General features: G+C 60.2%; 16 protein-coding genes, 3 tRNA genes and 1 rRNA gene. 9 read left to right on the forward strand and 11 right to left on the reverse strand.

Annotation, left to right across the window (positions count from 1 at the left end):
* The first annotated feature begins 6 nt into the window (after positions 1-6).
* The 5 genes from H6A60_RS03380 (at position 7) to H6A60_RS03400 (ending at position 6,776) form a co-directional block, all read left to right on the forward strand.
* Complete coding sequence (locus H6A60_RS03380) at positions 7-1,140, forward strand: hypothetical protein (RefSeq protein WP_205101993.1); 1,134 nt, start codon at positions 7-9, stop codon at positions 1,138-1,140.
* Positions 1,137-2,834 carry a single-stranded-DNA-specific exonuclease RecJ gene (gene recJ, locus H6A60_RS03385; protein ID WP_205101994.1) on the forward strand — a complete coding sequence of 566 codons (1,698 nt, stop codon included), beginning with the start codon at positions 1,137-1,139 and terminating at the stop codon, positions 2,832-2,834. The genes H6A60_RS03380 and recJ overlap by 4 nt, the downstream gene beginning before the upstream one ends.
* A 184-nt stretch (positions 2,835-3,018) precedes the next feature.
* A protein-coding gene (gene prfB / locus H6A60_RS03390) for a peptide chain release factor 2 (RefSeq protein ID WP_205101995.1) occupies positions 3,019-4,144 on the forward strand; the annotation gives its coding sequence in 2 pieces (ribosomal slippage) (positions 3,019-3,099 and positions 3,101-4,144; 1,125 coding nt in all).
* 132 nt (positions 4,145-4,276) lie between these two features.
* Positions 4,277-5,803 carry a lysine--tRNA ligase gene (gene lysS / locus H6A60_RS03395; RefSeq protein WP_205101996.1) on the forward strand — a complete coding sequence of 509 codons (1,527 nt, stop codon included), beginning with the start codon at positions 4,277-4,279 and terminating at the stop codon, positions 5,801-5,803.
* Positions 5,804-5,876: 73 nt separating this feature from the next.
* Positions 5,877-6,776, forward strand: coding sequence for an NUDIX domain-containing protein (locus tag H6A60_RS03400; protein ID WP_205101997.1), 900 nt, complete (start codon positions 5,877-5,879; stop codon positions 6,774-6,776).
* Positions 6,777-6,817: 41 nt separating this feature from the next.
* On the opposite strand, the gene iscX is transcribed toward H6A60_RS03400, so the two are convergent.
* The 10 genes from iscX to uvrB all read right to left on the reverse strand — a co-directional run bounded on the left by iscX (position 6,818) and on the right by uvrB (position 15,485).
* Complete coding sequence (iscX, locus tag H6A60_RS03405; protein ID WP_205101998.1) at positions 6,818-7,018, reverse strand: Fe-S cluster assembly protein IscX; 201 nt, start codon at positions 7,016-7,018, stop codon at positions 6,818-6,820.
* A gap of 2 nt (positions 7,019-7,020) precedes the next feature.
* The gene (gene fdx, locus H6A60_RS03410; RefSeq protein WP_205101999.1) at positions 7,021-7,356 is read right to left on the reverse strand and encodes an ISC system 2Fe-2S type ferredoxin; all 336 of its coding nucleotides are present in this window, start codon (positions 7,354-7,356) and stop codon (positions 7,021-7,023) included.
* A 21-nt stretch (positions 7,357-7,377) separates the two neighbouring features.
* Positions 7,378-9,291, reverse strand: a complete 1,914-nt coding sequence (hscA, locus tag H6A60_RS03415) for a Fe-S protein assembly chaperone HscA (protein ID WP_205102000.1) — start codon at positions 9,289-9,291, stop codon at positions 7,378-7,380.
* Positions 9,292-9,309: 18 nt separating this feature from the next.
* On the reverse strand, positions 9,310-9,837 hold the full coding sequence (gene hscB / locus H6A60_RS03420; RefSeq protein ID WP_205102001.1) for a Fe-S protein assembly co-chaperone HscB: 528 nt from the start codon (positions 9,835-9,837) through the stop codon (positions 9,310-9,312).
* Positions 9,830-10,153, reverse strand: coding sequence for an iron-sulfur cluster assembly protein IscA (iscA, locus tag H6A60_RS03425; protein ID WP_205102002.1), 324 nt, complete (start codon positions 10,151-10,153; stop codon positions 9,830-9,832). Before iscA ends, hscB begins: the two co-directional genes overlap by 8 nt.
* A gap of 10 nt (positions 10,154-10,163) precedes the next feature.
* A complete protein-coding gene (gene iscU, locus H6A60_RS03430; protein ID WP_205102003.1) occupies positions 10,164-10,547 on the reverse strand; it encodes a Fe-S cluster assembly scaffold IscU in 384 nt (127 codons plus the stop codon).
* A gap of 88 nt (positions 10,548-10,635) precedes the next feature.
* Positions 10,636-11,847, reverse strand: a complete 1,212-nt coding sequence (locus tag H6A60_RS03435) for an IscS subfamily cysteine desulfurase (protein WP_205102004.1) — start codon at positions 11,845-11,847, stop codon at positions 10,636-10,638.
* A 37-nt stretch (positions 11,848-11,884) separates the two neighbouring features.
* A complete protein-coding gene (locus H6A60_RS03440; protein WP_205102005.1) occupies positions 11,885-12,430 on the reverse strand; it encodes an Rrf2 family transcriptional regulator in 546 nt (181 codons plus the stop codon).
* Positions 12,431-12,717: 287 nt separating this feature from the next.
* Positions 12,718-13,284 (reverse strand): low molecular weight protein-tyrosine-phosphatase, encoded by a 567-nt coding sequence (locus tag H6A60_RS03445; protein ID WP_205102006.1) that lies wholly within the window; start codon positions 13,282-13,284, stop codon positions 12,718-12,720.
* A gap of 179 nt (positions 13,285-13,463) precedes the next feature.
* Positions 13,464-15,485, reverse strand: coding sequence for an excinuclease ABC subunit UvrB (gene uvrB, locus H6A60_RS03450; protein ID WP_439145074.1), 2,022 nt, complete (start codon positions 15,483-15,485; stop codon positions 13,464-13,466).
* Between the two features lie 250 nt (positions 15,486-15,735).
* Between uvrB and H6A60_RS03455 the strand changes: the two genes are divergently transcribed.
* The 4 genes from H6A60_RS03455 to H6A60_RS03470 all read left to right on the forward strand — a co-directional run bounded on the left by H6A60_RS03455 (position 15,736) and on the right by H6A60_RS03470 (position 17,419).
* A tRNA-Asn gene (locus tag H6A60_RS03455) sits at positions 15,736-15,811 on the forward strand.
* Between the two features lie 19 nt (positions 15,812-15,830).
* Positions 15,831-15,906, forward strand: a tRNA-Asn gene (locus H6A60_RS03460).
* A 19-nt stretch (positions 15,907-15,925) separates the two neighbouring features.
* A tRNA-Asn gene (locus H6A60_RS03465) sits at positions 15,926-16,001 on the forward strand.
* A 359-nt stretch (positions 16,002-16,360) separates the two neighbouring features.
* Entirely contained in the window at positions 16,361-17,419 is a 1,059-nt protein-coding gene (locus H6A60_RS03470; RefSeq protein WP_205102008.1) for a malate/lactate/ureidoglycolate dehydrogenase, read from the forward strand.
* 172 nt (positions 17,420-17,591) lie between these two features.
* On the opposite strand, the gene rrf is transcribed toward H6A60_RS03470, so the two are convergent.
* A 5S ribosomal RNA gene (gene rrf, locus H6A60_RS03475) occupies positions 17,592-17,706 on the reverse strand.
* Positions 17,707-17,730 lie beyond the last annotated feature (24 nt).

Raw genomic sequence — 17,730 nt, forward strand, 5'->3', positions numbered from 1 at the left:
GCCATCATGTCGAGAGCTTTTTTTCTGATCCCCGGCGCGCGCCTGCCCGCACGACTCGCCGCGGACCTGCTTGCGCACGCTTCGCACGAAGAAGCGGCTGCGCTGCGTCTTTTGGGCAGCGGCCGCGAAGCGCCCGAGACGCAGTGCCTGACGGGCAAAGTCGGCCGCTTGGCGCCCCACTACGCCTGGTGCTGGAAGGTGTTTGCACGCCGCCCGGGCGAACCGCAGACGGCACCCGCCCTTTGGCGGCTTGCCGACGGCCCGCATTTCGACGCGCCGCTCATGCGCTTGATTCCGCTCGCTCGTCAAGCAGCGGGTTTCGTTGAGGCAACGCTCGCCGAGCGAAACATTCTGCCGCTTCTCTGTGCGCTTTCCGAACCCGCTTCGCGCTTCGGCCTGCGCCTTCAGGTGAGCGGCACGGAACTCTTTTTGTCGAGCGCGACCGAACGAGACTTTGCCGCCGCCCCCGTGGCCGCCCCTGCTGCGCTGATGCCGCTCGCGAACACGGCGGATTTCGACGCACTTTTTTCTGCGGGTATGGAAGGCCCTGACACAAGCTGGGCGCACGACGTACTCGCCGCTTTCGGCGAGAAGCTCGCTTCGGACACCTCGCTGCAGCAATTGAACGAGCTGCGCGCCGTCTCGGGGCTGCCGCGAATCGAAGGCTTCTGGCTTTCCACCCCAGGACGCGTTGAAGGCTACCATCCGCCGTCACTCTTTCGCGCCGTGCTCGCCGACGACGGCGTTTTGCGCGGCTGGGCGCTCGCTGCGGGCATCCCCGCCGCATTCGTGCGTCCGCTCACACCCCGAAAAACGGACGAAAGTCTGCCTGCCTGGCCGAAAGACGTGCCGCCGGGCGACGTCGTCGCCGTTGTCGACGACCTTTACGCACCGTGGCTTGCCGGCGACCTCGCGGCTTGGCGCCGTGCGCTCCCCGCGGTCGTCCAAAAGCTCGAAGCGTTGCGTGCGGGACTCTCCGCACTCAAGGTCGATGAGGATGCACTTGTTCTTTTCGGCACGGCGGGCGCTGCGACGCTCATGCCGCAGGCGCGCAGCTTCTTCGACCGCTTGCGCCGCACCAAAAACGCGATCGCACCCGAAACCTGGCTTGCCGACCCCTACGAGGAGGCCTTCCGATGACCCGCATTCTTTCGAGACCCTTCGACATGCGGGCAGCGCTGAGCCTCTCTCAGTCGGGATTTCTGCCGCCCGTGGCCCGTGCGCTCGCCGCGCGCGGCATTAAAAGCGCCGACGACCTCGAACAGTCCTGGCGCGGCATGATTCCGCCCGCCTCCCTCGAAGGCACCCGAGAAGCGGCCGAACGACTTGCCGCCGCACGAGAAAAGGGCGAGCATGTCACGATCGTTGCCGACTACGACTGCGACGGTGCGACTGCCTGCGTCGTGGCGCTGCGCGGCCTTCGCATGCTCGGGATTCGAGCCGACTACTTCGTGCCCGACCGCGTTCTACACGGCTACGGGCTCACGCCCCTCGTCGTCGACATCGTCGCAGCGCGCACGCCGAAGCCCGACCTCATTCTCACGGTCGACAACGGCGTCTCGTCGGTCGCTGCCGTCGAGCGCGCCAACGAGCTCGGTATCGACGTCGTCGTGACCGATCACCACCTGCCCGGTGCGGAACTGCCGCGTGCAGCCTGCATCGTCAACCCGAATCTCAGCACCTCGGCCTTTCCCTCCAAGGCGCTCGCGGGCGTGGGCGTCGTCTACTACGTGCTTCTTGCACTCAGAGCGCTCCTGCGCGAGCGGGGCATCTTCACGCAGGCCACGCAGCCACGGCTCGACAACCTCGTCGACTTCGTCGCGCTCGGAACCGTTGCCGACGTCGTCAAACTCGACAAGAACAACCGCATTCTCGTTTCGCAAGGCCTCTCACGCATCCGCAGCGGCCGCACGCACCCCGGCATCTCCGCGCTCTTTAGCATTGCGGGCAAGGACATGATCAAGGCAAGCGCGCGCGACTTCGGCTTTGCGATCGGGCCGCGCATCAATGCCGCAGGCCGCATCGGCACGATGGAAAACGGCATCGAGTGCCTCCTTTGCGATGATCCGCTCGAGGCGCTGCGCCTCGCGCAGAGCCTCAACGACATCAACGCCGAGCGCCGGGAGCTCGAGGGCGAAATGCAGCAGGCGGCCGAAGCCGAAATTGCACGCTTATCGACCGAATCGCTCGCCGCGGTAACGCTCTTTAACGAGTGTTTCAACGAAGGCGTCGTCGGTCTTGTCGCCGCCCGCATCAAAGAGCACATACATCGCCCGGTGATCGCCTTTGCTCGAACAGAGTCGGGCGAACTCAAGGGCTCGGGGCGCTCGATACCCGGGATTCACCTGCGCGACATGCTCGACCTTGTCGCCAAGCAGCTCCCTGACATCGTGCTGCGCTTCGGCGGTCACGCAATGGCCGCGGGCCTTTCGATCCGTCCCGAGGGGCTTGAGCGCTTTGCCGAAACCTTCGAGGCGGTCGTTCGAGCCAACTGCGACCCGGCCGCATTCGAGCACGTCGTTCTCACCGACGGCAGCCTCGCGCCCGACGAAATCACCGAACGCCTTTGCACAGAAATCGACGCGCAGATCTGGGGACAGGGCTTTGAAGCGCCGCTCTTTGCGAACGAATTCAGCGTTCTCAATCAAACGCTCCTAAAAGACGCGCACCTCAAGCTCTCTCTCATGCTCGGTCGACAGCGCTTTGACGCGATTTACTTCCGCCGGCGCGAACCGATTCCGCAGACAGCCAAGCTCGCTTATCGTCCGGCCATCAACGAATTCCGCGGCCGCCGCTCCGTGCAGCTCGTCGTTGAAGCGGTCGAAGGCTCCTAAAGCGGGTCTTTCGCTCGGATTTTGCTCGTATTTTTTGCGCATTTCGCCTTCGCTCGGGCAAAGTGCGCGTCTATAATTAAACGCTTTTGCGCACCGGCCCCTAAAAACCGGCCGGCGCCCTTGCGCCGCGCGCTGCGCCGCGCGGCGGTTCACAACCCATTTCGCACAGGAACAGCGACTCATCATGGAAGCCGAACGCATCAATCAGATCCAGAACAGCATCGACGGCCTTCGCAGCCGTTTGATCGAACTTCGGGGGTATCTTTGACGTCGATCGCAAAGCGCGCCGACTCGAAGAAGTGAATATTGAGATCGAGAACCCCGATCTCTGGAACGATCCCAAGCACGCTCAGGAAGTGAGCAAAGAAAAGAAGATGCTCGACGACATCGTCGGCAGCTTCTCGCGCCTCACAGCAGGCGTCAACGACGCAGCTGATCTTTTCGAACTCTCCATGGCCGAAGAAGACTGGGACACGGTAGAGGCCGTCGGCGCCGACGTCGACGCGATCGAAAAGGAAGTCGCCGGTCTTGAATTCAAGCGCATGTTCAATCAGCCGATGGACCCGGCCAACTGCTACTTGGAAATCCAGGCTGGCGCAGGCGGCACGGAAGCGCAGGACTGGGCGAGCATGATCGAGCGCATGTACATGCGCTACGCTGAGCGCAAGGGCTTCAAGGTGACGCTCGAAGAAGAAACGCCCGGTGAAGTCGCCGGCATCAAGTCCGCGACCCTCTTCATCGAGGGGGAATGGGCCTACGGCACGTTGCGCACGGAAACCGGCATTCACCGTCTCGTTCGCAAAAGCCCCTTTGACTCGAACGCCCGCCGCCACACGTCCTTCAGCTCGGTCTACGTGTATCCGGAAGTGGATGACTCGATCGACATCGAGATCAATCCCGCCGACCTCAAGATCGACGTCTTCCGCGCTTCGGGCGCGGGCGGCCAGCACATTCAGAAGACGGAGTCGGCCGTTCGAATCCACCACGTGCCGACCGGCATCATCACGATCTGTCAGGACGACCGTTCGCAGCACCGCAATCGCGAAAAGGCCATGCAGCAGCTCAAGGCCAAGCTCTACGAGCTTGAAATGCGCAAGCGCATGGAAGAGCAGACGAAGCTCGAAGAGCAGAAGTCCGACATCGGTTGGGGTCACCAGATCCGCAGCTACGTGCTCGACCAGTCGCGAGTGAAGGATCTGCGCACGAGCGTAGAAACGGGCAACACCGGCGCCGTGCTCGACGGCGACCTCGATCAGTTCATCGAGGCCTCGCTCAAGCAGCAGGTGGGCGGCACCCGAACGGATGCCTGACGAGGCACCGACAGACAATTGCGTTTTAATCGGTTCGAAGCGCGCGTCCGGCAAACGGACGGTGCTTTCAGAAGGGCGGCGGCCAACGAGCGCACGCCGCCCGAACCGGCAGCTTTACCGAGATTTCAGCAAATGGCAGAAAACGAAATCAACACCGCAGCCGAAGCGGCGCAGGAAGAGAACCACATCATTGCCGAACGCCGCGCCAAGCTCGAGAAGCTTCGCGAAGCGGGCGTCGCTTTCCCGAACGACTTCGTCCGCAAGGACCTCTTCGGTGATCTGCGCGCCAAGTACGGCCACATGAGCATTGAAGAACTCGAAGCCGCCGCCCCTGAGGTGGCCTGCTCGGGCCGCATGATGCTCAAGCGCATCATGGGCAAGGCGAGCTTTGCCACCGTACGCGACTTCACGGGTGTCATGCAGTACTTCGTGCAGCAGAACGCGATCGGCCCCGAAGCCTACGCCAACTTCAAGACGTTCGACCTTGGCGACATCGTCGCCTGCACGGGCACGCTCTTCCGCACGAAGGCGGGCGACCTCGCCATCCGCGTCAACAGCATTCGCCTCATGACCAAGAGCATCCGTCCGCTTCCCGACAAGCACAAGGGCCTGCAGGATACGGAGCTCTGCTACCGTCAGCGCTACGTCGACCTCATCATGAACGAAGAGTCGCGCGAACGCTTCCTCACGCGCTCGAACGCAATTGCCGCCATCCGCAGCTACATGCTCGAAAATCGCTTCCTTGAAGTGGAAACGCCGATGCTGCACCCGATTCCGGGCGGCGCCAATGCCAAGCCCTTCGTGACGCACCACAATGCGCTCGACATGGACATGTACCTGCGCATCGCGCCCGAACTCTATCTCAAGCGCCTCGTTGTGGGCGGCTTCGAGCGCGTTTTTGAAATCAACCGCAATTTCCGTAACGAAGGCACGGACACGCGTCACAACCCCGAATTCACGATGATGGAGTTCTACGCGACCTACTGGACGTACCACGACCAGATGGATTTCACGGAAGCGCTTATCCGCCACACCGCGATTGCTGCTACGGGTTCTGCCGTCATCAACTATCAGGGCACGGAAATCGACCTCTCGAAGCCCTTCGATCGCCTCACCCCGATCGAAGCCGTGAAGAAGTTCTGCCCGAACTACACGGACGAAGAACTCAACAACCCCGAGTTCCTGCGTGCAGAAATTGAACGCCTGCACGGCGAAATTCCGGTTGCAGCCGGTTTGGGCGCGCTGCAGATTGCACTCTTTGAAGAGACCGCCGAATCGAAGCTCATCCAGCCGACCTTCATCATCAATCACCCGACGGAAATCTCGCCGCTCGCCCGCGCCTCCGACACGAATCCGGAGATCACCGAGCGCTTCGAGCTCTACATCGCCGGCCGCGAAACCGCCAACGGCTTCTCCGAGCTCAACGACCCGGACGACCAGGCAGCGCGCTTCCGCGCCCAAGCCGACAAGAAGAGCCACGGCGACGACGAAGCCATGTACTACGACGCCGATTTCATCCGCGCGCTCGAGTACGGTCTGCCCCCGACGGCGGGCTGCGGCATCGGCATCGACCGTCTCGTGATGCTGCTCACGGACGCGCCGACGATTCGCGATGTGCTTCTCTTCCCGCACATGCGCCCCGAAGCGACCGTCGCTTGACAGGTCGACCGATCGAAGGCTTGATGCGGCTTAAAGCGCGCATGCTTTGAGCCGCAACGCAAAACGCCGCACGATGCTTGACGCATTCCTTGCCCGCCTTGAAGTGCTCGCCGACGCACTTCGGGCGGGCTTTGCTTTCGGTGACGCTCGGCAAACCCGTCGTGCGCCGCTTCTCGTTTGCGACACCGGCCGCCATATCGAAGTCGGTAGCGCCGCCCGTGAAGCAGCCGAGGTGCTCGCCCGAACGCCCGGCATCACGCAGCTCCCCTCGGGCGCTCTCGTTATAGAGGGCGATACGCTAGAAGCACGAAGCGCGGCGATTGCATACGCCGAAGCGGCGCTGCGACAAGTCCACCCGGCTGGCGGTTCAAGTGAAGCGCTCGACTTGCGCGCACTCGCGGCGCGTGAGGCGTCAGCCCCCGTCTTTGCCCGGATGCCGCGCGGACTCTTTCGCCCGCTCGGCGCCAAAACCTATGCCGTTCGCCTCACGGCACTCCTTGCACAAGCAACGAATTGGGCAAAAGTGCCGCATGCGGCACTTTTGCCGCCCGACCTTGAAGCCCCCCTCTTTCTCTTTTCGCAGCGAAGTCTCAAAAAACGCATCGGTCCCGGACTTTGGGACAGTCTTGCCGCGGGACTCGTCGCCGCCGGCGAAACCCCTGAGGCCGCGCTTGCGCGCGAATGCGCCGAAGAGGCAGGACTCGCCTTCGACCAAGCGACCCTCATCGCTCTTTCTTCGCGCAGCTTCGTCTGCCCCATTCCCGAAGGCCTTCTTTTTGAAGAAAGTTTCGAATACGCACTTCGGCTCGCACCCGACTTTCGACCCCGCGCTCTTGACGGCGAAGTTGCCGCCTTCGGCGCTTTCTCGCCCGTTGAAACACTCGATCTCATCGAACGAGGCCTCATGATGCCCGAGGCAGCCGCAGCCGCCCTTGCGGTGCTTCAAAAAATGACGGCCGAAGCGCTTCAATAGCACTCCGGCCGCTTTGTGCGTGCGAATTCGAGCTTTAGGACTCAGTCCCGCTCGTCGAGCCACACCTGCAGAATGGCTTCGAGAATCGCTTCGTTCGACTTTTCTGGATCGTCCGAAAAGTCGGGCAGGTTCACGATCATCTCGTGCAGCCGCACGAAAGAAAGCGTAAGCGGATCGATCTCCGGGTTTGCATCGTAGAGCGCCTCCCCGATCGCCCGCACGTCGGACCAGCTCAGCGACATGATCAGGCCTCGTTGGCGTGGTTGCGATTGTACTTGGGGATCTCGATCACAAGGTCACCGTCGCCCACCTTCACCTGGCAGGAAAGACGCGACAAATGGCAGGCGCCCCAAGCCGTATCGAGGTGATCGAGCTCGTTGTCGCTTGGCTCTTCGAGCGTATCGAACCCTTCGCGAACGATCACATGACAGGTCGCGCAAGCACAGTTGAATTCGCAGGCGTGCTGCACCTTGACGCCGTGAGCAATCATGGCGCGCGCGAGATTCTCGCCCGGCGCCGCATTAAAGACAGTGCCCTGCGGACAGGCTTCCGGGTGGGGAAGAACGGTGACTTTCGACATGTCGGTTACCTCAGAAATGAGTCAGCTGTTGGTTTTGTTGCCCGAGGCTTTCTCGTCCTCAACGGCAAAAAGTTCGTCGTCAACGGAAAGGCCCGAAAGCGCCTCTCGAATCGAGCGGTCCATGCGGCGCTCGGCAAAGAGTTCCGTCCCCTTCGTGAGCGCTTCAATGCCCGCTTTAATGGCATCGGTGCGATCGGTTGCGGCAAGTTCGGCGAGCGCATCGGCAAGGCGATCGATTTCAGCGCGCTCGTCGGCCGAAAGCAGATCACCGTCGGCCGCAAGTGCGCTTCTCGTCGATTCGAGAAGACGACGCGCCTCGACCTGCTGCTCACGCAGTTCGCGCGCATGCATATCGGCTTCGGCACTCGCGTTGCCGTCCCTGAGCATTCGAATGATGTCTTCGTCCGAAAGCCCGTAGGAGGGCTTCACCGTCACGACCGATTCGACGCCCGTTGTCAATTCGCGCGCCGAAACGCGCAGCAGCCCGTCGGCATCGACCTCGAAGGTCACGCGAATGCGTGCGGCACCCGCGGCCATCGGCGGAATGCCGCGCAGCTCGAAGCGCGCCAGCGAGCGGCACGCGTCAACCACTTCGCGCTCACCCTGCAGCACGTGAATCATCATCGCGGTCTGCCCGTCCTTGAAGGTCGTAAAGTCCTGCGCGCGCGCGATCGGAATGGCGCTGTTGCGCGGAATCACCTTTTCGACAAGCCCGCCCATGGTTTCCAAGCCGAGCGAGAGCGGCGTCACGTCAAGCAGGAGCCAGTCGTCCTCTTCGTTCGTGTTGCCGACGAGTTTATTCGCCTGCATCGCCGCGCCGATCGCCACAACGCGGTCGGGATCGATGTCGGCGAGCGGGGCGCGTCCAAAGTACGCTTCGACGGCGCCGCGCACGCACGGCATGCGGGTTGCTCCGCCGACGAGAACAATACCCTTGACGTCTTCGCGATTGATATCGGCATCCGCAAGCACGTTCTTCACGGCTTCAAGCGTCTTGCCGACAAGGGAAGCGGTCATTGCGTCGAACGCTTCGCGCGTGAGTTCGAGCGTCTTGCGCTCGCCCGCATCCGTCTCAAAGACGAGCGTCGTGCGGTCCTTCTCAGTGAGTGCCTCCTTCGCTGCCTTCGCTGCAGAGAGGAGCGCACGCTTCTTTTCGGCCGACTGAATCGCCTCTTCGCCCGAATGCGTAAGCGCCCAGCAAAAGACGGCATGATCGAAATCGTCGCCCCCGAGCGCGGCGTTGCCCCCCGTTGCGAGCACTTCGAAGACGCCCTTCGAGAGCTTGAGCAGCGACACGTCGAACGTGCCACCCCCGAGGTCGTAGACCATGTACGTGCCTTCGGCGGCGTTGTCGAGCCCGTAGGCCAAAGCCGCCGCCGTCGGCTCGTTGAGCAGGCGCAACACGTTAAGACCCGCCAAACGGGCGGCGTCCTTCGTTGCCTGACGCTGCGCGTCGTCAAAGTAAGCGGGCACCGTCACGACGGCACCGGCGAGGTCGCCGCCGAGGCGCGCCTCTGCACGGTCTTTGAGAGTCTTGAGCACTTCGGCGCTCACTTCGATCGGCGTCTTGAGGCCCGAACTCGTACGGATTCGGATCCCGGTATCTTCATCAACGAGGTCATAAGGCAACGACGGAAGCGTCTTGAGATCTTCGCACTTGCGACCGATCAGACGCTTGGCGGAAAAGATCGTGTTCTTCGCATCCGCGTCGGCGGCGGCAAGCGCCTCCCAGCCGACGACAACGCTGCCGTCCTCAAGGTAGCGCACGACAGAGGGCAAAAGTGCCCGTCCCGCTTCGTCGGCAATCACTTCGGCGCTTGCGCTGATTACCGAAGCAACGAGCGAATTCGTCGTGCCGAGGTCAATCCCCACGGCGAGGCGGTGTTCGTGCGGCGCAGCCGAAAGACCCGGCTCCGCGATTTGAAAAAGTGCCATCTGTCGTACCGTTAAAAATCAAAGAAAAGCGCCGCGCGCTTTTTTGGCTTCACCAATGAAGCGCTGCAGGAACATTAGACGCCGCGCCGCATCAGCCGCTTTGGGCCAGTTCTTTTCGTCGTCAGCAGCCGCAGCAATCTCGGCTTCAAGCCGCCGGGCTTCGTCGCCCGCCTGTGCGAGCAGCGCTTCGACCGCGTCGAGCGTTTTTGCACTTTCAAGCGCTTCGCGTCGTTCGATCTGCGCCAAAAGAAAGTCGGGCGGCATCCGCGTGTTGGTTTCCGCTTCGACGGGGGTACCCGCCGCTTCGCAGAGCCATGCGGCGCGCCGAACTGGATCGGCGAGAATCGCATGCGCTTCGTTGATGCGCGCGCTCCACTGCTCGGCAACACGGCGTTCGGCAGCCGATCGCCCGGCAAAGCGGTCCGGGTGCACCTTCAGAATCGCACGCTCGTAAGCGGCCTCGAGACGCTCTGCATCGATTCGGAATGCGGGCGCGAGACCGAAAATCGAAAACGGCGTCGGCGCCGAGCGACTCGCCTCAGACATGGAACGATTCGCCGCAGCCGCAGCGGCTCTTTTCGTTGGGATTATGGAACTTGAAGCCTTCCTGCAGACCTTCTCGCGTGTAATCGAGTTCCGTGCCGTCGAGATAGGGCAGGCTCTTTTCGTCCACGATCACTTTGACGCCGAAGCTTTCATAAACATGATCGTCTTCGTTGACCGCATCGGCGAATTCGAGCTTGTAGGCCATACCCGAGCAGCCCGAGGTCTTCACCCCGAGACGCAGACCGATGCCTTTGCCGCGCCGGTCGATGTACTTCTGCACGTGGCGGGAGGCCGCTTCGGTGAGGGTCACTGCCATGTCTTGCTCCTTACTTGTCCTGCTTGGCGCGGTAGTCCGCAATGGCGGCCTTGATCGCGTCTTCGGCGAGAATCGAACAATGAATCTTCACGGGCGGCAGCGCAAGTTCGTCGGCAATAGCTGCATTCGTGATGGCGCTCGCTTCGTCGAGCGTCTTACCCTTAACCCATTCGGTGACGAGCGAAGACGAGGCGATGGCCGATCCGCAGCCATAGGTCTTGAACTTCGCATCTTCAATGACGCCCTCGTCGTTAACCTTGATCTGCAGACGCATCACGTCGCCGCAGGCGGGCGCACCCACCATGCCCGTGCCGACATCCTGCGCGTCCTTGTCGAGCGTGCCGACATTGCGCGGATGTTCATAGTGATCGATGACTTTTTCGCTGTAGGCCATTCTTTGGTCTCCATTGGGGGCTGCCGACTTTTTCTTTGGACGGCAGCGCCCCGTGTGCTCCGAGTCCTCGGAGCGATCATTTCCGTGATTAGTGATTCGTCCATTCGATCTTCGAGAGATCGACGCCTTCCTGGTGCATTTCCCAGAGCGGGCTCATTTCGCGCAGTTTCGCGACGTTTTCGGTCAACGTCTTGATGGCGAAATCGACTTCTTCTTCCGTCGTGAAGCGCCCGAGCGTAATACGGAGCGAACTGTGCGCGAGTTCGTCGCTGCGGCCGAGTGCGCGAAGCACGTAGCTCGGCTCGAGCGAAGCGGACGTGCAGGCCGAACCCGACGAAACGGCGAGATCCTTCACAGCCATCATGAGGCTTTCGCCCTCAACGTACGCAAAACTCACGTTGAGGTTGTGGCAGGAGCGATGCTCCCAGCTGCCGTTCAGATACACCTCGGGAATGTTCTTGCGGATCCCTTCCCAGAGGCGGTCGCGCAAGGCGCGGATGCGCGGCACTTCCGTTTCCATTTCGGCCTTGGCCAGGCGGAAAGCCTCACCCATACCGACGATCTGGTGCGAAGGCAGCGTACCCGAGCGCATGCCGCGCTCATGGCCGCCGCCATGCATCTGGCACTCGAGGCGAACACGCGGACGACGGCGCACATAAAGCGCGCCCACGCCCTTCGGACCGTAGACCTTGTGGCCCGAGAGACTCATGAGATCAATGTTGTAGCGGTCGACCGTGAGATCCATCTTGCCCGCGGCCTGCGTCGCGTCGCAGTGAAAGAGCACACCCTTTTCGCGGCAGAGCTTGCCAATGCGCTCGAGGTCCTGAATGACGCCAATTTCGTTGTTAATCGCCATCACGGAGACGAGCGTCGTGTCAGGACGGATCGCCCTCTCGAGATCTTCAAAGCGGATGAGACCCTCTTCGTCGACATCGAGATACGTCACTTCATAGCCTTCGCTTTCGAGGTGGCGCATCGAGTCGAGCACCGCCTTATGCTCCGTCTTCACCGTAATCAGGTGACGGCCCTTGTCGCGATAGAAATGCGCGGCCCCCTTGATCGCGAGGTTGTCGCTTTCGGTCGCGCCGGACGTAAAGACGATTTCCTTCGGATCGGCACCGATCAGGGCGGCGATATGGCCGCGGGCCTCTTCAACGGCCTTTTCGGCCTCCCAGCCGTACGCATGGCTGTGCGAGGCCGGATTGCCGAAACGCTCGTTGAGATAGGGAACCATCTTTTCAACGACACGGGGATCGCAGGGCGTGGTCGCCGAATAATCCAGATAGACGGGGAGCTTCATGATTGCTTAGTCCTAGAAATTGCGTCTCTTCGACAGCTCAATGATCTAGAGCGGCCGCCGCCTCTTCGGCAACGGGGTCTGCCGCTTTCGACTTCTCTTCTTTTCGATGCTCGGGCGTCGCTCCTTTCACGGGAATGACAGCGGGCACCGTCTGAATATGTCCCGAACGCTTATTGTGCGCGGCCGTCACGAGGCTCTCGAGCGTCACGCCCGAGAGGAAGCGTTCGATGACGCTGTTGAGATCCTCCCAGAGGTGATGCGTGAGGCACGCGGCGCCGCCCTGGCAGGTTCCTTCCCCGCCGCACTGCGTCGTATCCATGTTTTCGTCGACCGCATCAATGATGCGTTCGATCGTGATTTCACCCGGCGCGAGGGCAAGGCGATAGCCGCCCCCGGGACCGCGGGTGCTCTCAACAAGGCCGGCGCGGCGCAGTCGACAAAAAATCTGCTCGAGATACGTGAGTGAGATTTTTTGGCGCTCGGCGACCTGCGCAATCGGAATGGGCGCACGCGCCTCACCGGCGTTCATCGCGATGTCAAGCATCGCCGTTACGGCAAAGCGTCCTTTCGTAGTGAGCTTCAAGTGCGTTCTCCCGATGCCTGTTGCGGCCGTACAAACGAAAACCGGATTCCTGACAGAAAAAGTCAGAATTTCGGAATGCGACGAATATTACACCGCAATTCCCGACCAATCAAGTCAGCAATTCATGATTTCCCTTATTTTCCTGCAATTCGAGGACAAAAAAGAACCGGCCGCAACGAACGGTCGGTTCTTTACTTCGGATTCGGCCGAAAGCGGCGCACATCAACTGCCGGATCTGCGCACGCTCTTCATAGGTCCGGTCAATCGTGCGCGAACTCGAGCGACGACTACGCCGGCGTCTCGGACGACTCGGACTGCTGCTCTGCCTGCGGGTGCTCGGCAAGATACGCGGCTTTTTCGCGCTGCAGCTGCTTGGCCTTCTTTTCGAGCTCTTCGAGAAGCCCCTCGCAGGCATCCGTGCAATAGTCAAGAACGATATTGAAGCCCTCGTTGAGGCCGTAGTACGGGTCCGGAACGACGGCTTCGTCGAAGTCGTTCGCGTAGCGCATCAAAAGCTGAATCTTGTGCCGGTAGGGGGCGGGCGAGCGCTGCTGCAGCTCGGTGAGCACTTCCCAGTCCATCGCAAGGATCAGATCGGCCGACTCGAAGTCGGACGGATCAACCGCGCGCGCACGGTGCTGCGAAATATCGAGGCCTCGTTTCTTGCAAGCAAGCTGCGCGCGGATATCGGGCGCCTGCCCGATGTGCGCTTCGCTCGTGCCGGCGCTGTCGGCCACGATGACATCGTCATAGTGCGCCTCACGCAGCTTTCTGCGGAAAATGGCGGCAGCCGTCGGACTGCGGCAGACGTTGCCGGTGCAAACGAATAAAACTTTTAAAATTTTGGGATCCATGGCGTGCGTAAATTAAGAGACGGGTGCGCTTCCGAAGCACGGCCGTCCGAACACATGGCAATGTTTGTGAGACAGTGAGTATCGTACTGCACCCACAGGATTTTTCCTAGAGCGACAAAAACCCACTCGGGAAAGGAGACGCAAAGAAACGTTTCGAAAATTTGCAGCCGCTTTGTTGCTTACTGTTCGGCTGACGCCCCGAAAGCCGTCTCGCGCAAGCGTCGGATCGCATCGCGAATCTGTGCGGCCTTTTCGAAATCCAGATTGCGAGCGTGCTCGAGCATTTCCGCTTCGAGGCGCTTGAGCTCTTTGGCGACATTCTTTTCGGACAAGTCTTCGAGTACGGGAGCACTCGGCTGAGCCTGTACGTCGGGACCGCGGTAGACGCCGTCGATGATGTCGCGAATTTCCTTTTTGACGCCTCTCGGCACGATGCCGTGCTCGGCATTGAAGCGCTTTTGCTTGTCGCGGCGACGTTCCGTCTCCTCGAGTGCGCGCCGCATCGAGTCGGTCATGCGATCGGCGTATAGAATCGCACGTCCGTGAAGATTGCGCGCCGCGCGCCCGGTCGTCTGAATAAGCGAGCGCTCGCTTCGCAGGAACCCCTCCTTGTCCGCGTCGAGAATAGCAACAAGCGACACCTCCGGGATGTCGAGCCCCTCGCGCAGCAGGTTGATTCCGACGAGGACATCGAACGTCCCGGCTCGCAAGTCGCGAATGATTTCAACGCGCTCGACCGTATCGATGTCCGAATGGAGATAACGCACGCGTACGCCGTGCTCGCCGAGGAAGTCCGTGAGATCCTCGGCCATTTTCTTCGTCAGCGTCGTCACGAGAACACGCTCGCCCTTAGCGGTCACTTCCGTGATCTCGGAGAGGAGATCGTCGACCTGCGTCGTCGCGGGGCGCACCTCCACCTCCGGGTCAACGAGACCGGTGGGGCGAACGACTTGTTCGACAATTTCGCCGCCGCACTTGTCGAGTTCGTAGTTCGACGGGGTGGCCGAAACGAAGACCGAACGGCGCATTTTTCGCTCGAATTCGTCAAAGCGAAGCGGCCGGTTGTCAAGCGCAGAAGGCAGCCGAAAGCCGTAATTGACGAGCGTTTCCTTGCGAGCACGGTCGCCGCGGTACATGCCGCCGAGCTGCCCCATCATCACGTGGCTTTCGTCAAAGAACATAATCGCATCGGCGGGGAGATAGTCTATGAGGCAAGGGGGCGCCACACCGGGGGCAAGCCCTGTCAGATGGCGCGAATAGTTTTCGATGCCTTTGCAGAACCCCACCTGATCGAGCATTTCAATGTCGAAGAGCGTGCGCTGCTCAAGGCGCTGCGCCTCGACAATCTTGCCTTCGGCCAGGAGCTCTGCTTTTCGCTCGGTAAGTTCCGTCTTGATAGTGCCGATGGCGCGAACGATCTCTTCGCGCGGCGTCACATAATGGCTCGCCGGATAGACGACAAAGCGCGCAACCTTTTGAATCACTTTTCCGGTGATCGGATCGAAGAGAAGCACCGCATCGACTTCGTCGTCAAAGAGCTCTATGCGCACCGCCACTTCGGCATGTTCTGCAGGGAAAACATCGATCGTGTCGCCGCGCACGCGAAAGTACCCGCGCTGAAAGTCCATATCGGCACGGCGGTACTGCATGCGAACGAGCTGGCTGATCAGCGCCTTCTGCGTCTTTCTATCGCCCTGCCGCACGATGAGACGCATCTCTGTGTAGCTCTCTGGCGCACCGATGCCGTAAATCGCCGATACGGTCGCAACGATAATCGTGTCGCGCCGCTCGAGAATGGACTTCGTTGCCGCAAGACGCATCTGCTCGATGTGTTCGTTGACAGCGGCATCTTTTTCTATGAAAAGATCGCGCGCGGGAACGTACGCTTCGGGTTGATAGAAGTCGTAGTAAGAGACAAAGTACTCAACGGCGTTTTCCGGAAAGAAATCGCGCATTTCGGAGTACGTCTGCGCCGCGAGCGTCTTGTTGGGCGCCATGATGATCGCCGGTACCCCCTCGCGCGCAATGACATTGGCCATCGTGAAGGTTTTGCCCGACCCCGTGACGCCTAAAAGGGTCTGGTACATCGTACCGTCTTCAAGACCACGGCAGAGCTTCTCGATCGCCTGCGGCTGATCACCTGCCGGCGGAAACGGCGCATGCAAAACAAAAGGCGAATTGGCGAACGTGAAGGTTTGCAATGGAGCTCTCCGTGAATCCTGTCGAGTAACGAGCATGCCAAAATCGAGCCGCCCACCTCGCGAAATAGGACCATAGTATAGAGGGAGCGGTAGCGGGCCTAGCTTTTACTCGAAATGAATCCATTTTTATCTAATTGATTTTTATGAATTTATAAATTATTAATTTGATTAATATCAAATTAATAAGTAGATATTCAAAACTCACTCTTGCCTTTTTCTTGCATGTGACCATATAATTCAAATCCTTGATTCCCCGATAGCTCAGTCGGTAGAGCGACGGACTGTTAATCCGCAGGTCGTTGGTTCGAACCCAACTCGGGGAGCCAAGCACAATTTATTCGGCATTCCCCGATAGCTCAGTCGGTAGAGCGACGGACTGTTAATCCGCAGGTCGTTGGTTCGAACCCAACTCGGGGAGCCAAGCACAATTTATTCGGCATTCCCCGATAGCTCAGTCGGTAGAGCGACGGACTGTTAATCCGCAGGTCGTTGGTTCGAACCCAACTCGGGGAGCCAAGAATTCCAGAGGAAGGAGCATGAATGATCATGCTCCTTCTTTTTTTGCGCATGTCGGTGTCAGCGCGCCTCATACGCCGCTTGCCGTCTCCGTCTGGCGTTTATCGAGCGTCTTTTACAACCGTCGCAATACGAGCAGTCCTGCTCTCGAGTGTTGTAATCGCCCGAGACGTTTCAGCTTCGCCCGCTTCTTCCGCGCAAGTCCCAAGACAAGTAGACAGAACGAACCATCAGACGTGAATCTTTGTTCGGTATTCGCTCCGCTAGGACTTTTCCGCTAGCCACCTGCACCAGTTTGCTCGCTTCTCAGTCATAGGATTGAGAAACAGTCTTTTGATTCACTATTAGGAGCGGCACCGATGCGACATTCCAAGGAACAAATCTACAAGGTCACGCATGCGTTTCTCACACAAACCGGAAGCGACGAATACGAAGCCCACCTCGTAGCCGACCACATGCTCAATGCCAATCTGCGCGGTCACGACAGCCACGGCATCGGCATGATCACGATGTACACCGATTACCTCAAGCGCGGCCAGCTCCACCCGAATACGCCGCCCACGCTCGTGAAGGACAAAGGCTCGATTCTGCAGTTTCAGGGCAACCTCGGCTATGGACAGCGCGCCGGCTACGAAGCGACGGCACAGGCGATTGCTCGCGCTAAGGAAAACGGCATCTGCATGTACACGATCGCTAACTGCTGTCACCTCGGACGCATCGGCACGTACGGCGAACAAGCCGCAGCTGCGGGCATGATTTCAGTGCACTTCGTGAACGTTCAGAACTTCGGCACGCTCGTCGCGCCCTACTGCGGCTCCGAAGCACGCTTTGGCACGAATCCCTTCTGCCTTGCGATGCCCAAAACGGACAAGTACGGCCCCTTCATTCTCGACTTCGCCACCTCGATCGTCGCCATGGGCAAAACACGCGTAGCGCACCTCGCCGGGAAGCATTTCGACGAACCGGTGATGCTCGACACGGCCGGTCATCCGACGACTGACCCGAGCGTAATGTGGCAGGAACCCCGCGGCGCACTCATGGCGTTTGCCAAACACAAGGGCTCGGGTCTCTGCTGGGCATGCGAACTGATGGCCGGCATTCTTTCAGGGGGCGGCACCATCGAACCGAGTCGACCGCGCGACGGTTCGATCGTCAACAACATGACTGCCTTTGTTATCGACCCGGCTGCCCTCACGAATCTCGAATGGATGCGCCGCGAAATCGACGCCATGAACGACTATGTGAAATCGAGCCCAGCCCCCGATCCGGTCAATCACCCGGTGCTGATGCCGGGCGAACCCGAACGCATTCGTACAGCTGATCGCAGTGCCAAGGGCGTTGAAATTTCCGAAGGCGAATGGCGTTCCATCGTGAAGACCTGCCTTGACGCAGGCGTCGATCCGAGCGTTCTCGAATAACGAATTTGTCTTGCGGGTAACGCCTGCAAGCCGATGAAAAAAGGGCGTCGCAGCGACGCCCTTCTTCGTTGTGCGAAGTATTTTTATTTTGAAGGGATGAGCCGGGCGTCATCTAAGACCGAAAAAACGAAACCCCTCGAGCGCTGAGCATCGAGGGGTTTCTTTATGGGGAGCCTGGCAATGACCTACTTTCACTGGAAATACAACCAACTATCATCGGCCCTGAAGCGTTTCACTGTCCTGTTCGGAATGGGAAGGAGTGGTTCCGCAACGGTATGGTCGCCAGGCTGAAAACTTTGGAAGGAAATGAC

The sequence above is a fragment of the Sutterella massiliensis genome (assembly GCF_016899755.1).
GTDB classification, from domain to species: Bacteria; Pseudomonadota; Gammaproteobacteria; order Burkholderiales; family Burkholderiaceae_F; genus Sutterella; species Sutterella massiliensis.